The sequence below is a fragment of the Saccharibacillus sp. O23 genome (genome assembly GCF_002205895.1).
GTDB lineage: Bacteria > Bacillota > Bacilli > Paenibacillales > Paenibacillaceae > Saccharibacillus.
Window position 1 is genome coordinate 195,484 of sequence record NZ_NJDE01000018.1, and the last position, 14,810, is coordinate 210,293.

Here is a 14,810-nt window from a genome sequence, read left to right on the forward strand (position 1 = left end):
TCCACTCGCTCCCCTGTCTGGATGTCTATAGTCGTTAACACTATCTAACAGACAACAAAGGCGATCCGTCAAGATCGCCTTTTGCGTTTCGGTGAATTTTATACGAAAATTTCGATCGTATTTCCATTTTTGGCAGCCGAAGCCTCGAAGTCGGCACGTCCGATGCGTACGCCGCCTTTGCGGTAAGGGTTGCTATCGACGCGTTCGCCGATTTCTTGGCCGTTCAGTTTGACGATGCCGGATACGCCGCTTCCGATCCGGTACACGAACGTGGCCGGAATGCCGTCATAGCTGAAGTCCAAGCTCATGCCGTCAAGCGCCGCAGGCAGAACCGGATCGACGATCAGGTCGCCGCCGTCTTGACGGATGCCCAGCACGTTGCCGATCAGTTGGTTCATGTAGATCCCCGGGCCGCTGGAGTAGATTCTCCATCCGCCTTTGACCGCGACGTCGCCGCTCTTCAGGTCGCCGAAACGCTCCTGCGCTTCGTAGCGGTCGTTGAACTTGCCGTCGGAGCTGCTGAAATACGAGTTGCTCTGACGCAGCTCGGCATTCGGCACGACGTCTTTGATGCCGACCGGGTTGATCAGCGCCAGACCGTTCCATGTCTCGTCGGCCAGACCCAGTTTCGCCATCGCTTCCACGTAACGGATATGCGCGTGCACGTATTGCAGACCGATCTCGCGGCCGAAGTTCGACGCTTGTTCCGCGCGTTTGAAATGGGTGCTGACGCCGCCCGCGTATTGCGCGGGACGGTTCATCAGGCGCACGCCGTCCGGGCAGAAGAATTCGCGTTTGATCAGGTCGTAATGCGCTTTGGCTTGCTGCGGCTCCAGCAGTTCCGCGATCATGCTGCGCGTCATCGGCAGCAGGCGGTAGTTGATGCCCGTCTCGGTGTCGCTCGGATGCAGCATCGCTTTCGGCTTGTCCGCTTCTTCCAAGTACAGGAAGCCCGGAATGACGTCCGTATTCAGCATGTACCGGTTGAAGTCGGCGCGGATGCCTTGAGCCAGATTCGCCAGTTCGTCCGCGAACGAAGCGTCTTTTTCCCGGATCGCGCCCGACAGCACGTTCATCGCTTGATACGTCAGCGCGACGGTCCAACTGCTGACCATGTACTGCTTAAGCTGCGCGTTGGCCGGTTGGAGCGTATCGTCCCAGTCGCCGTCGCCGTACGAAGACAAGAAGGTATCGTGCAGGAAATGCTGCTTGATATAACCGATCTCTTTTTTCGCATGGTCCAGCACGCTGTACGATTCTTTCGTGAATCCGAACTGATGCTTGACGGTATACGGAACCTGCTCGTCCAGAATGCCGAAATCGCGGGTCGTTTTCAGGTAATCGGCCAAGACTTTCAGCGGCCATACGATGATGTCGCCGTGGCTTTCTTCCTGTTGGATCGCGAAATATTTGTCGAACATGAACCACTGCGGCCAAGCGCCGTCGTCTTCGTATTGGTGCGAATAAACGGTCTTCAGGATGTCTTTGACCTGCTCGTATTTCTGCGTGGCCATGAAGTACTCGACCGGTCCTTGGCAGACGTCGCGCGTTCCCCAAGCCGCGCCGCCGTACTGCTCGAGGCCGTGCGGAGACGAGTAATGAACGAGCATGTTGTGCGTATACCACCAAGCGAGCGCGTTGACTTTGAACAAGTCTTCGTTCGTCGCGTCGCCGTCTTTGGACAAGCGGAATCCGTTCATCACGTCGCGGAAGAAATCGCGGTATTTCGCGGCTTCGTCTTCGAGATCGCGTTCGGAAACCGGAATTTCCACGCCGTCCAGCAGGCCTTGAATCGTCAGCGTCCAAGAAGCGCTCGGCTCGATCGTCAGCGCCACCAGCGAAGCGTCGCCGGAGTTCACGCCGTCCGCAAGCGCGGATTCGTCGCCGACTTGAACGGAAGCTCCGTCCACGCTCATGCGATACGTCAGATTCGGATACGTGTTCGCGCTGAGGGAAGCCGGATCGGCCGTAAACGTCAGCACGCCCGCGTCTTCGGTCATATGCAGAGGGAATTCGTATTCGTTGACGTTCATCGTGATCTGCGTCGTTACCAAGTAACGGTACGCGCTGCCGCTCGACGCCTTGACGGTCATCCGCACTTCCGGGCTGTCGACGGTCGTGAAGCTGGTCACCGTGAAGGTGTCGGCTTCCGTCTTATAGGTCCAGCGCGCGTAGTTGAAGCCGATCTCGAACAGCGACGGCATCGTCAGCAGACGGTATTGTCCGTCGATCTCGACGTAGATGCGCTGTCCGGCCGTTTTCGGCACGTTAAGCGCGTTTCGCGCGTTGCTCATCATTTTGTTGAAGTTGGTATTGCCCAGCACGAGCTGCGAGTTGAAAATGCCGTACATGTACACCGTGCTCGCGATCACCGGCACGCCGAACTGCACGTTGCCGCCGCTCATCAAGATATGGCCGTGCGGACGCTCGACGAGACGTTCTTTTTCTTTCAGCACGATATGTTCGTAAGTATCCGTGAAAAAGGCCAGCAGTTTGCCGTTCTCGCGTTCTTCTTGATAACGGTTCGGGAACAGCGCCGCTACTTCTTCTTCGCTCAAGTCGAGCGTTTGCAGCGGTTCGCCGAAGGAAGACTTCAAGGACACGGCCGGAAGCTGCTGAAGTTCGCCCGTTTCTTCGGCTTCGTAAGCCTCCCAAGCCGCCTGCACGTCGTCCGCGAATTCGAGCTCGGTGATCGCGGCCGCATGATCGGCGCGGTACAGACCGTAGAAGATGAAGCGTTCTTCGCCGCTCAGCGGCACCAGTTCGGATTGCAGCGCCGTATACGCGAATTCGTACTGATACACTTCGCTTGCCAGACGTCCGTGCGTCAGCGCTTCCGGCACGTTCGTTTCTTTGTACGATTGGCCGAAGAATTGGAAGCCGTCGGTCGAATAACCGGCCGCGCGCGTCAGCGAACCCTGCTGCATGTACGGGAAAGCCCCGCCCTGCGGCTGGTTCTGACGGGAGCAGACCACATAGCCTTTGTGCTGATCTTCGAATACCGCGTGGTCGATATACTGCGACAGGTAAGCTTCGTTGCTGCGCACCGCGCCCGGATCCGCGTCGCCGACGTCTTGTCCGTATACGACGTCGATATCCACGCCTTCGCCGCGCGTCTTCACGTCCCAGAACCAGACGTCGCGATCGGTCACGGCAAACGTAACCGTATATTCGACGCCTTCGACGCTGCCTTCCCAAACGATGCGTTTGGCGCCGCGGCTGACTTTGCTGCCGGAATGAATGCCGAGCAGCGGGTAGAACGAGATGCCGGATTCGCGGTGAATCCGCAGGAACAGATTGTTCAGCGAACCGTCGAGCGGGCTGGACAACAGTTGATTAAGCATGGTTTTGCCGCCGAGCGCCTGATACAGGTCGCCGCTCGGCCAGAAGGTAAAGTTCAGGCTGCCGGCCTGAACGTTGAATTTCGAATTCGACTTTGCGATGGTCGTCATGAAAGGGTTCACTCCTATTTCACTCAGTTTGTATCCGCAGGCGGGATTCTTGCGCCTCCCGCCGCGGGCGGATGATTCGAAGATGCGGAAAGTTCGGCGGATCGCGATCCGCCGGACCGGACGATCAGATCAACTTGAACGAAGCGTTCGACGTATCCCGGCTGTTCGGGCCGACGAAGATCTCGAAGCGGCCCGGATCGCTCTTGAAGCTCAGATCCGAATGATGGTAGCGCAGCTGTTCTTCGCTCAGCGTGAAGACGGCCGTGCCGCGTTCGCCCGGAGCCAGTTCCAGCTTGGCGTATCCTTTGAGTTCGCGCACGGGACGCACGACTTCGCCCGCGACGTCGCGAACGTAGAGCTGTACGGTCTCGATGCCCGCGCGCGCTCCGGTGTTGGTCACGTCGACCGTGATCGTGATCGGCGATTCCGCCGTCATCTCGTCCGACGACAGAGCCGGTGCGCCGTATTCGAACGTCGTATACGACAGACCGAAACCGAAAGGCAGCAGAGGCTCGTTCGGCGCGTCCAGATACTGCGAAACGTATCGAACTTGCGCGTCGGGCGCCCCTTGCGGACGGCCCGTGTTGTAATGGTTGTAATACACCGGCACTTGGCCGACCGAATGCGGGAACGACATGGTCAAGCGGGCCGAAGGATCGGCGGCGCCGATCAGGATATCGGCGATGGCCGCGCCGCCTTCGCTGCCCGGGAACCAAGCTTCGACGACGGCGTCGACGCGGTCGTAGACGCCGTGCAAGTCGAGCGGACGGCCGTTGAACAGCACGGCCGCGACCGGCTTGCCCAGCTCGGCGATGCGGGCGATCAGATCCAGTTGGACCTGCGGCAGCCGAATATCGCTGCGGCTGCCGGCTTCGCCGCTCATGTCGGAGTCTTCGCCGAGTGCCAGAACGATCACGTCGGCCCCGCCTGCGGCGGCCAGCGCTTCTTGAAGCTGCTCTTCCGTGCCGCTCTCGACGCCGCAGCCTTCGGCTACGGTCAAGCGGCCTTCGCCGAGACGTTCGGCGAGCGCGCGGTCGAGTTTGACCGCGTCTTCTTTGCGCCCGTCCCACGACCACGGGCCGAGAATGTCGCCGCTGCTCGCGAACGGCCCGATCAAGGCCGCTTTCGCTTCCGGACGAAGCGGCAGCACGCCTTCGTTCTTGAGCAGAACGGTCGACTTGACCGCCAGCTCGTACGCCGCGTCGCGATGTTCGCGGCTGAAGATCACTTCCGCTTCGCGCTCGGGATTCGCGCCCCGGTGAGGGTTCTCGAACAAGCCCAGTTTGTCTTTCAGTTGGAGAATGCGAAGCACGGCTTCGTCCACCAACGCTTCGTCGACGCGTCCGCTCCGTACCAATTCGGGCAGTTCGTGCACGTAGCAGGCGGTCATCATCTCGATGTCCACGCCGGCCCGGATCGCCCGGTAAGCCGCTTCGCGCTCGTCTTCGGCCACGCCGTGCGGGATCAATTCTTTGACCGCTCCCCAGTCGGAGATCAGCACGCCGTCGAAGCCCCATTCTTCGCGCAGCAGACCGCGCATAAGCTTCTCGTTCGCGCTGGCCGGGATGCCGTCGACGGTATTGAACGAGGTCATCACCATCTCGCAGCCTTCGTCCAGCGCAGCCTTGTAAGCCGGCAGATAATATTCGCGCATCTGGCGTTCGGACAGATCGACCGTGTTATAATCGCGTCCGGCTTCCGCCGCTCCGTACGCGGCGAAGTGCTTCACGCAGGCCGCGACGCGTTCCACTTCTTCTTTGAGGTTATCGCCTTGCGTTCCCCGCACGAAAGCGCGGGCGAACAAGCTGTTGAGATACGGGTCTTCGCCCGTCGATTCCATGACGCGGCCCCAACGCGGATCGCGTACCAGATCGACCATGGGCGCGAACGTGACGTGAATGCCGGACACGGCCGCTTCGCGGGCCGCGATCTCCGAGCTTTTCTCGGCCAGTTCGAGATCCCAAGAACAGCCGATCGCGAGCGGAACCGGGAAGATCGTGCGGAACCCGTGCACGATGTCCGCCATAAAGAGCAGCGGAATGCCGTGCGGATTTTTCTTCAAATGGGCTTCTTGCACGGCAATCGCGCCGGCCGCGCCGGCATAACCCAAAATGGAGCCGCTATTCGTAACCATCGAATCGGTGATTCCCATCGCTTCCATCGGTCCGGTGATCTGCCCTTCGTCGCTTACGCCTTCATAGAAAGGAGCGGCGAGCTGGACCAGTTGAGCGATTTTCTCTTCGAGCGTCATCTTGCCGATCAGGCCAAGAAACTGCTGATTGTCCATACCGAGTCCTCCAAGCCTTTAGAAATTGGATAAAAATAGTTATCGAAAAAGAATGAAATTACCTAATGGATTTCTCCTTTTTTCAGGGTTTTGCACAAATAAGGCATGAAGGCGGCAGCCGGCCTTCCGAAAGAATCAAATTAACAGATTGGCTAGCTGAACGACAGTTCCCATTGCTTCCTCCAGTCGATTTAAATCGCTCCCGGATACCTTTCATTCCCGGTTGAACCGTCCGGGATTGAAAGCTTTGATCAAAGTCGCTGGTGGAGTGGATGATGCAATTATTTATGCAAATTCCTCATCTAGAAGATCCAAAACTATCATGTGCTTATCCTTTGCGTCTAAGAAAAACAAAACCCGGTTCGTGCGGAAGTTCCGCGCGCACCGGGTTCGAGTTGCGGCCGGGCCTACAGGCGAGGTGCCGTCCGGGCCCGGGTACTGCTGGATTATGCAAACTTCTTATTTCGCGAATTCTTTGTTCAGTTCGTCGATAACCGGTTGAACCAGGGTTTGCTTGCTAGCTACCCATTTCTTCCAGTTCGCTTCGAGATCGCCAGGCTGCACGATCAGGTTCGCGTATTCGGTCGCATAGTCGAAACCGGCTTGGTCTTTCGCTTTGGAGCTGTACAGTTGGAAGTCCCAATCGTAAGTAGCCATAGCGCCGCCTTCTGTGCTCAGTTTCGCTTTTTCTTTGTACAGGTCAACCGAACGGTCGCGGAATTCTTTTTTGATCGCCGGGTTGATTACGCTGAAGTCGTCGCCCAGAACGTACAGACCTTCGAAGCGGCCCGGGTATTTGTCTTCCAGCGTCGTGCCTTCCGGCAGCGTCGTTTTGATTTCGCCGTTCTCTTCTTTCCAGTCTTCGCCTTCGAAGCCCAGATTCAGCAGACGCTGCGCGTCGTCCGTTACCGAGTATTCGATCATGTCCATGATGCGCTCGAATTTCTCTTGCGAGATGTTCGGCGAGAACACCAGGGACGACCAGAAGTTAACTTGTTCCAAGTTGCGGTATTTGCCGTCTTCGCCGACGATCAGCGCTTCGTGCACGACGTCGGAGCTGTTCAGGTTCAGGTTTTTCTTCATCGCCGTATCCATGTCTTGTCTGTACGAAGCCAGACCGCCCAGACCCGCGATTGCGGAAGTACCCGTTACTTTGAACGCGTCGCCGCCTTCGCTGTTTTTCCAAGTGTAGAATTCCGGATCAAGCAGACCGTCTTTGTACGCTTTTTGCATCAGTTTCAGACCTGTGAGCGTGGACTCGTCGGCCGGACCCCAGTGGTACTTGCCGTCTTCGCCTTTGTAGAAAGCGGATTCGACGCGGGAATGTTCGTTGTTCGCCATCATGAAGCCTGTCAGCAGGTCGCCTGCGTTGAAGGACATCGGGATCAGCTTGGCGCCGACTTTGCCCGGGTCTTTTTCTTTGACCAGCTCGGCGAATTTCATCAGTTCGGAAACGGTGTAAGCGTCTTTCAGTTCGAAACCTACCGCTTTAGCCCAGTCTTTGCGGATCGCGATAACGCCGATTTGGTTCAGAAGCGGATCGGCCGGTTGGTTTTTGAAGTAAACCGGCTTAGGCAGAACGTAAGTGCCGCCGACTTTTTCTTCGAGACGTTCGCCGAGGCCCGTCGATGCGTAGGCTTTGGCGGTTTCCGGCCAACGTTCTTTCCAGTCGTCCGGGAATTTGTAGAACAGGCCTTGGTCGATGTAGTTGATCGCGTCGCCGTTTACATAGTTCCAGCTCGCGAAGTCCGGAAGGTCGCCGGAGTTGATCCACAGACGCATTTTTTCCGGCCAAGAATCCCAGTCGATATAGTTGTAATCCCATTTGATGTTGAACTTGTCGGTGAAGAATTTGTGGAACTTGTCGTCCATTTTCGCTTTCGATACATCTGTCGTGCTGGCATACGAGATGGTCAGATTGTCTTTGTACGTTCCATCTTCGTTTTTCGCGTCAGCCGCACCCGTTTTGGAATCGCCGGATCCGCCGCTGCCGCAGGCCGTTACGAGCACCATCAGCATGGAAAGCGCGAGCAGCATCAAAGCTTTGACCGAAAACATTTTGTTCGCTTTCATGTTTTACCCCCATCGTTCAATAAGATTTTGAAAGCCCTTTTTTGCCCCTTGCGAATCTTTGAATCTTTTTTTGAATCTTCTATTGTATCATCAGGTCTTGATAGCCCCTGTCAATACCCCTTTTGCGAAGTGCTTTTGCAGCAGCGGGAAGAAACACATGATCGGAACCATGGTCACGAATACCGCCGCCATTTTCATGCCCGTCGAGAAGGATTGCGCCACGCCTTGACCTACGCTGGTCGCGTTGGAGGCATTGGTTTGCGATTCGACGATGATCGCCCGCAGCACGTTTTGCAGCGGAAGCTGATCGGCTTTGCGCAGGAAGACCATGGCATCGTACCAACTGTTCCAGAAAGCTACGCCGTAGAAGAGCGCGATCGTCGCCATGATCGGAGCCGCCAGCGGCAGCACGATCGAGAACAAGATTTTCCATTCGCCGGCGCCGTCGAGTCTAGCGGACTCCATCAGCGACTCCGGCAGGCCTTGGAAGTAGTTCATCATCAGGATCATGTTGAATACGCTGAAGCTTCCCGCCAAGATAACGGCCCAGAGCGAACCCGTCAGGTGCAGGTCTTTCATGACCAGGTACAGCGGCACGATCCCGCCGTTGAAGATCATCGTGAACAGCACTAGGAAGAAGATCGGCTTTTTGCCGGGGAAACTCGGACGGCTAAGGCCGTACGCCATGCTGACCGTCAGGAACAAACTCAGCGGCAGGCCCGCAGCCATCAGCTTGATCGTGTTCCAGTAGCCGCTTCCGATGCTTCCGTCCGCGAACAGCGCTTTGTAGGACGCCAGCGTCGGATCTTTCGGCCACATCAGCAGCGGGTTGGCGGCGTATTCTTTTTGCGTCGTGAACGAGATCATGATGACGTTCCAGAACGGAACGAGGATCGCGAGCGCGCCCAACGTCAGAATCACGAAGATCACGTAGTCCATCAGAGTCATCCGACCGACGCCGATTTTCGATTTTTTAGCTTTTCTCGCCACAGTACTCATTAGGCTTTGTTCCCCTTTCTTATCGGAATAATCCGTCTCCGCCCATCCATTTGGCCGCCCGATCCGCAAGAAGCAGCAGGATCATGTTAACCAGGGAGCGGAACAAGCTGACTGCCGACGAGAAGCCGAAGTCGCTGGAAGACTGGAACGTAATCCGATAGATGTAGACGTCGAGTACCTGCGACACGTTCTGCGTGGCAGCGTTCGCCAAGTTGAAGATCTGGTCGAAACCGGAAGACATCAATCCGCCGACCGACAAGATGAACATGATGGTGACCGTCGGCATGATGTTCGGCAGCGTAACCCGGAACATCTGCTGCATCCGCGTCGCGCCGTCGATCTGCGCCGCTTCGTATTGTTCCTGATCGATGCCCGAGATGGCCGCCAAGAACACGATCGCGCCCCAACCGGCGGACTTCCAGATATCGGTCAGAATGATCATCGGATAGAAGTTGCGTTCGGAGCCGAGGAAGTTGACCGTCGGCAGGCCGAGCAGCGAGAGAAGGCTGTTGACGAAACCGTCATAGGCCAGCACGTTGATGATAATCCCCGAGACGATGATCCAAGACAAGAACTGCGGGAACGTAAAAGCGGTTTGCAGCAGTTTCTTGTAGCGTCTCATCCGCAGCTCGTTCAGCAGCAGCGCGAGCAGGATCGGGAACGGGAAGCTGATGAACAACTTGATGATATTGACGTACAGCGTCCGCCATACCGCGTCCAAGAAAGCCGGATCGCGGAACAGGTAGGTGAAGTTTTCCAATCCGATCCATTCGCTGCCCCAGATGCCGTCGTTCGCCCGGTAATGCTTGAAGGCGAGCGACAAGCCGCCCATCGGCATGTAAGCGAACAAGAATAACCAGATTAGCCCGGGAATGAGCAGCGTATACGTCATCCGGTATTTCCAGATCTCTACGAATAGTCGTTTGAACTTCGATTGTTCCCCTTTGGACGTGCCGGGGGATATAGCTGCGGGTTTCACATGACATCTCCTCACTCTTCTAGGGTCTCTGTGGTGCTGCTGGAAGAAGGCCGCCTCGCCGGCGTATCCGGCAAGATAGTGAATCGTTTCGATTTACGTCAAACGAAAACCTTGCGCCGCGAGCGGTTTCAGCAAGCGTTTACTTACGGAGCCGAGCCAAAGACCCGTTCGGGTATTCTTCGCGCGCGGGATACGAATATCGATCTTCCGCATCCCGCCTCTTTTCAGTTGACTTTCCGGCTGGAACCTCGCTTGACGAGCATGGATTCGAATACCACGTGTCGGTTCGCCGTTTCTCCCGCGATCAGGTCGAACAGAATCTCGACGCTGACGTGGGCCATCTCGACGCCCGGCTGGCTGATCGTATCGAGCGAGGGGTGGTAATACTCCGCCATCTCGATGCCGTCGAAACCGACGATCGAGACATCGCCCGGAATCGACAATCCCGAAGACAGTACCGCCTTGGCGGCGCCGATCGCGATCGCGTCGGAAGCGGCGAACATGGCCGTCACGCCCAGATTTTTGCTGAGCAGGCGTTTGGCGGCCGCAAAGCCGAAGCTCGGCGCGTATTCGCAGTCTTCCACGAACGCCGGATCGTATTCGATTCCGTGCTCTTCAAGCGCTTTCTTGTACCCCAGAAGCCTACGATTGCCGATCGTATTCTCCATAAAAGGAAAACGGGCCAAGAAACAAATGTTGCGATGTCCTAACGAAATCAGGTAGCTGGTCGCCTTGTAGGCGCTTGTGACGTCGTCGATCGATACGCTGGAGAAAGCCGACGGATCGACTTCTTTCATCGTGGTGATCGTCGTCAGCACGAACGGTACGCCGAGCTGCCGGAATTCTTCTTCGGAGTGATCGTACGTGCCGCCCATAAAGATGACCCCGTACAGATTCTTTTCCTTGATCAACTGCATGGCCGCCGCGATCTCGTCGACGCCGTCCTCGACCTGCTGAATCATGAGAGGACAGCCTCTCAGATGGACTTGGCGTTCGACTTCCTTGATCATGTTCGCGAAAAAGGGATTCGAAATGCCTTTGACCATTAAAGCGATCGTGTTGGACTGCGTTTTCTTCAGATTGCGCGCGTTGCTGTTCGGGACATAATTGTGCTGCTTCACTACGGAAAGCACTCTGGCTCTCGTAGCGTCGCTGACGACTCCGCTGTTGTTGAGCACCCTTGATACCGTAGATATGCCCACGCCGGAAATTTTGGCAATATCTTTGATGTTCATCTGGTCTGCTGCTTCACCTCGGTCGCAGGTCGGCTTTTTTGCCTATTCAGCCTTGCTGCCTCAAATCTTGGAAAATTCATGGGAAACGTTTCCTATTGATCAGGAAGCGTTTTCTAACACCATCGAATCGTTTCGATACACATCATAAACCCGAATATTCGAAGTGTCAATACGATTTGCGCGAATTTCTAAAATCAAAAAACCGCTTTCTTTAAACCGCTGTCATTTTCAGGAACCGGAACCCTGTCAAGGCGTAAAAATCTCGACAAGTAAGCGGTTGCATTCGGTGTTTTTGCCATTTGGCCCGAAATCGAAGAGGTTCAAATTGAATGTTTCATCTTCGCTATAGGAAACGTTTCCACCCCTTTCCACTGATTTATTCACCGCTTGGAATTTCAATGAATCAGGTTGGTCGGTCGAAACGGAACCTTAACGCCGAAAAAGCCTTTTCCCTAAGGAAAAGGCTTCGAAAAGCTTCTGCTGCCGTCCGGAACGAACGGACCTTGCGAGCCTTTCGGACCGACCCGAATCGCGCTTGCGTTCCGCCGGCTTACCGCGCTTCGTTCAGACGCGTTCGGCGAACCCGTTCAGCTTCAGCCAAGACGCGCCCTGTCCCGTCCAATGGCGTACGTGTTCGTCTTCTTCGGCCATGCCCATGCCGTGACCGCCGAGCGCGTAGACGTGCAGATCGAACGGCACGCCGTTTCGACCCAGCGCGGAAGCGAATCGCAGGCTGTTCTCGACAGGTACGGCCGCGTCTTCGGAAGTATGCCACAAGAACGTCGGCGGCGTATCTTCGGTGACGTTAAGCTCGCTGCTGAGCGAATCGATCTCTTCCGCAGAAACGTCCGGTCCGAGCAGCGCGTTGCGCGAGCCTTGATGCGTGTACGGGTCCTGCATCGTGATCACCGGATAACACAGCATCAGCAGATCCGGACGGCTCGACAGCCGTTCGATCGGATCGGCCGATCCCGCGTCGCCGGCATCGTACAAGGTTCCTGCCGTCGAGACCAGATGACCGCCGGCCGAAAAGCCCAAGATGCCGATTCGCGCCGGGTCCAGTCCGAACTCCGCCGCGCGATGGCGCACGGTACGGATCGCCCGCTTCGCGTCGGACAAAGCATTCGGGTATCGGTAAGGCGCTACGCGGTAGCGGAGCACGAAAGCCGAGATGCCGAGCGTGTTCAACCAGAGCGCGATCGGTTTGCCTTCATGGTCCGCACGGAACTCGTAACCTCCGCCCGGACACACGATGACCGCCGCGCGATTATCTCCTTCAAGCAGATAAGGGAAAAGAGCAGGCACGTCTTCTTCCGTCGTTCCGAGCGCGTTCGGCGCGCCTTCCGGCCACAAAATTACGGGATTCATTCGTTCATCCTCCTAAAGATCGCTTCTATGAGTTCGGGGTCGAGCTGCCGCTTTCCGGCTTGCGGCCTGCGGCTTCCCGTTTTATTATACGCGCTGCCCAAGCGAGCGAAAGGGTTTTCACGAAAAAATATAAACCGTTTTATGTAGGACGCGCACGCAAACTTAACGATGTGCCTCTTTAGCGGTCAAGGCAATAGTTCGGATCTTTCGCGAGGACGAAAAGCATTTTGCCGCGATGTGGATTTCTTTGCCTTTTGACATGAAAACAAATCGGAAACCACTTTTCGTTCTGCCCGATGCTCATCTTTTTACGCTTTGCGAACCGGGATTCCGACGTGCCTTTTCGCCTTATATGCTAGAATAGGAAAGAATGTGCAGCGGCCGAGGTTCGCAGACAGGCACGACAAGGAGGAAAGGCATGGCCACCAACCGAAGGCTCGAAAGCGAAGCCGATTTTCAAGAAGCGATGGAACAAGAACGAACCGTGCGCGTTTTTCGAGACGACGACATGATCAACGCGGGCGGACTGATCATCCGGTTCGATTCGTCCATGATCGCGATCCAATCCAGCGTCAGCGATCTGGACTATTACGACCGCGAGGCTTGCGAGTTCTACGAACTTCGCCGATAACGGATCATCCGGATGTAAAAGAGCTTTCCGATGTTTGTCGGAAAGCTCTTTTTGTTCAGAACAGAAGCCCGAACAGCTCGCCGACCGCCGCTCCCGCCGCCGCGATCGCCCATGCCGGAAGCTTACAGAAGTTCAGCAGCACGAACAGCAGCGCCGCAAGCGCGAAATCCGCGGACGAACCCACAGCCGAGATCCAGACCGGATCGTACAGAGCCGCCAGCAGGATGCCCACGACCGCCGCGTTCGCTCCCTTTACCGCCGCGCGGATTCCGGGACTGCGATTGACGCGGCTCCAAAAAGGCAGAGCGCCCGCGACCAACAGAAAAGCCGGAAGGAAGACGGCCACCGTGCAGATCAGCGCTCCGCTCCATCCTCCTCCGATCATGCCGAGATAAGCGGCGAACGTGAACAGCGGACCGGGAACGGCTTGCGCGGCGGCATAACCGGACAGAAAGTCCGAAGCGTTCACGAACCCGGTCGGCACGACCTCCCGTTCGAGCAAAGGCAGGACGACATGTCCGCCGCCGAAAACGAGAGCGCCCGACCGGTAAAATCCGTCGAACAGATTCAACGCTTCATTGTCGACGACGGATCGCAGCAGCGGGAGCAGCGCAAGCAAAGCGAAAAAAGCGATCAGGCAGCACGCCGCGAACTTCTTGCCGATCGGCACGCGCAGGCCGGGTACCGAATCCGCTTGCGTTTTGCGGTACAAAATCATCCCCGCGACGGCGGCAGCGGCAATGACGGAGATCTGACTGAATGCCGTCTGCCCGAGCAGAACCGCGCAGGCGGCCAGCACCGCGATCGCCGCGCGAGTCCGGTCCGGCGCCAGACTTCGGCCCATCCCGAGCACGGCTTGAGCGACGACCGCCACCGCCGCGATCTTCAAGCCGTGAATCCATCCGGCTCCGGAAGCGTCGAAGGTTTGCAGCAGCAAAGCGAACAAAATCATCAATGCGACCGAAGGCAGCGTAAAACCGGCCCAAGCCAGCAGAGCGCCGGCGACTCCCCCGCGCATCATGCCGATCCCCATGCCGACTTGACTGCTGGCCGGTCCGGGCAGGAATTGGCAGAGCGCGACCAGCTCGCCGTAGTCTCGCTCGTCGATCCATTTGCGACGTCTTACGTATTCTTCGCGAAAATAGCCCAGATGCGCGACGGGACCGCCGAACGAGGTCAAGCCCAGTTTGAGCGACACGGCGAAGATCTCCCGCAAGCGGCTCGAAGATTTCGGCCGGTTATCCGGCTGGGGCGCGGTATCGCGTCCGAAGATGTTATTCATCGCTTCCCACCCGCTTTCCGATAAAGGTCGTTCTTTTCTTTATAAGCAGGAATGCGCCGCGCGTCCAGCCGGATGTGTCAAACGAAACGACGATTTGTGTAAACGGCTTGGCGGGAGAAGCGGTAACGACCTTAACGAAAACGGCGGCCGGAAAACAAACAGCCTTCGGCTTCCGCGGATCAAGCGGAAGTCGAAGGCTGAAACCGGTTAAGCGCAAATCAAAGGCCGAAGCCCGAGCAAGCCCTATTCGGCTTCGGAAGCATCCGTAAGCTTCGAAAAGCGAAGCCGGACAATCGGCCGGCCGGCAAGCGGCGGCTCGAGCGTTCCAGCGAATCCGAAGCGGCCGGCCGTCGGCCGCTTCGGATTTAACGGCCGCTGCGCTTCTTGGCGGCCAGCAGCCGGTCCATCGCGCTGCCGCCGGAATCGGGCGGCTGCGTCTCTCCGCCCGGCTGCGCGGGGCGGGACGGTTCGGCCGGCGGCTTGGCATCGCCGGCCCGGGGCTGC

9 protein-coding genes are annotated in these 14,810 nt (G+C 57.2%); 1 reads left to right on the forward strand and 8 read right to left on the reverse strand.

The features are described from left to right. Positions 1-98: 98 nt before the first annotated feature. The 7 genes from CDO73_RS20120 to CDO73_RS20150 form a co-directional block, all read right to left on the reverse strand. A complete protein-coding gene (locus tag CDO73_RS20120; RefSeq protein ID WP_088490312.1) occupies positions 99-3,452 on the reverse strand; it encodes a GH36-type glycosyl hydrolase domain-containing protein in 3,354 nt (1,117 codons plus the stop codon). 124 nt (positions 3,453-3,576) lie between these two features. After that, a complete protein-coding gene (gene bglX / locus CDO73_RS20125; protein ID WP_088490313.1) occupies positions 3,577-5,739 on the reverse strand; it encodes a beta-glucosidase BglX in 2,163 nt (720 codons plus the stop codon). Positions 5,740-6,198: 459 nt separating this feature from the next. Continuing rightward, a complete protein-coding gene (locus CDO73_RS20130; RefSeq protein WP_088490314.1) occupies positions 6,199-7,812 on the reverse strand; it encodes a type 2 periplasmic-binding domain-containing protein in 1,614 nt (537 codons plus the stop codon). A 90-nt stretch (positions 7,813-7,902) separates the two neighbouring features. Further along, on the reverse strand, positions 7,903-8,811 hold the full coding sequence (locus CDO73_RS20135; protein WP_088490315.1) for a carbohydrate ABC transporter permease: 909 nt from the start codon (positions 8,809-8,811) through the stop codon (positions 7,903-7,905). Between the two features lie 19 nt (positions 8,812-8,830). After that, entirely contained in the window at positions 8,831-9,790 is a 960-nt protein-coding gene (locus tag CDO73_RS20140; protein WP_088490316.1) for an ABC transporter permease, read from the reverse strand. Between the two features lie 224 nt (positions 9,791-10,014). Further along, positions 10,015-11,025, reverse strand: a complete 1,011-nt coding sequence (locus tag CDO73_RS20145; protein WP_088490317.1) for a LacI family DNA-binding transcriptional regulator — start codon at positions 11,023-11,025, stop codon at positions 10,015-10,017. A gap of 564 nt (positions 11,026-11,589) precedes the next feature. Further along, positions 11,590-12,393, reverse strand: a complete 804-nt coding sequence (locus CDO73_RS20150) for an alpha/beta hydrolase (protein WP_088490318.1) — start codon at positions 12,391-12,393, stop codon at positions 11,590-11,592. Positions 12,394-12,811: 418 nt separating this feature from the next. Here CDO73_RS20150 and CDO73_RS20155 point away from each other — a divergent pair, with 418 nt between their 5' ends. Beyond that, a complete protein-coding gene (locus tag CDO73_RS20155; protein WP_088490319.1) occupies positions 12,812-13,024 on the forward strand; it encodes a hypothetical protein in 213 nt (70 codons plus the stop codon). Between the two features lie 55 nt (positions 13,025-13,079). Here the strand turns inward: CDO73_RS20155 and chrA are convergent, their stop codons facing one another. Then, positions 13,080-14,306: a chromate efflux transporter gene (gene chrA, locus CDO73_RS20160; protein ID WP_088490320.1), complete on the reverse strand. Its 1,227-nt coding sequence runs from the start codon at positions 14,304-14,306 to the stop codon at positions 13,080-13,082. Positions 14,307-14,810: the final 504 nt, after the last annotated feature.

What these genes read in the sequence shown, in the direction of transcription:
- CDO73_RS20120 (WP_088490312.1), bottom strand. Translation starts at nt 3,452, where the DNA reads ATGACGACCATCGCAAAGTCGAATTCGAAATTCAACGTTCAGGCCGGC.
- bglX (WP_088490313.1), bottom strand. Translation starts at nt 5,739, where the DNA reads ATGGACAATCAGCAGTTTCTTGGCCTGATCGGCAAGATGACGCTCGAA.
- CDO73_RS20130 (WP_088490314.1), bottom strand. Translation starts at nt 7,812, where the DNA reads ATGAAAGCGAACAAAATGTTTTCGGTCAAAGCTTTGATGCTGCTCGCG.
- CDO73_RS20135 (WP_088490315.1), bottom strand. Translation starts at nt 8,811, where the DNA reads ATGAGTACTGTGGCGAGAAAAGCTAAAAAATCGAAAATCGGCGTCGGT.
- CDO73_RS20145 (WP_088490317.1), bottom strand. Translation starts at nt 11,025, where the DNA reads ATGAACATCAAAGATATTGCCAAAATTTCCGGCGTGGGCATATCTACG.
- CDO73_RS20150 (WP_088490318.1), bottom strand. Translation starts at nt 12,393, where the DNA reads ATGAATCCCGTAATTTTGTGGCCGGAAGGCGCGCCGAACGCGCTCGGA.
- CDO73_RS20155 (WP_088490319.1), top strand. Translation starts at nt 12,812, where the DNA reads ATGGCCACCAACCGAAGGCTCGAAAGCGAAGCCGATTTTCAAGAAGCG.
- chrA (WP_088490320.1), bottom strand. Translation starts at nt 14,306, where the DNA reads ATGAATAACATCTTCGGACGCGATACCGCGCCCCAGCCGGATAACCGG.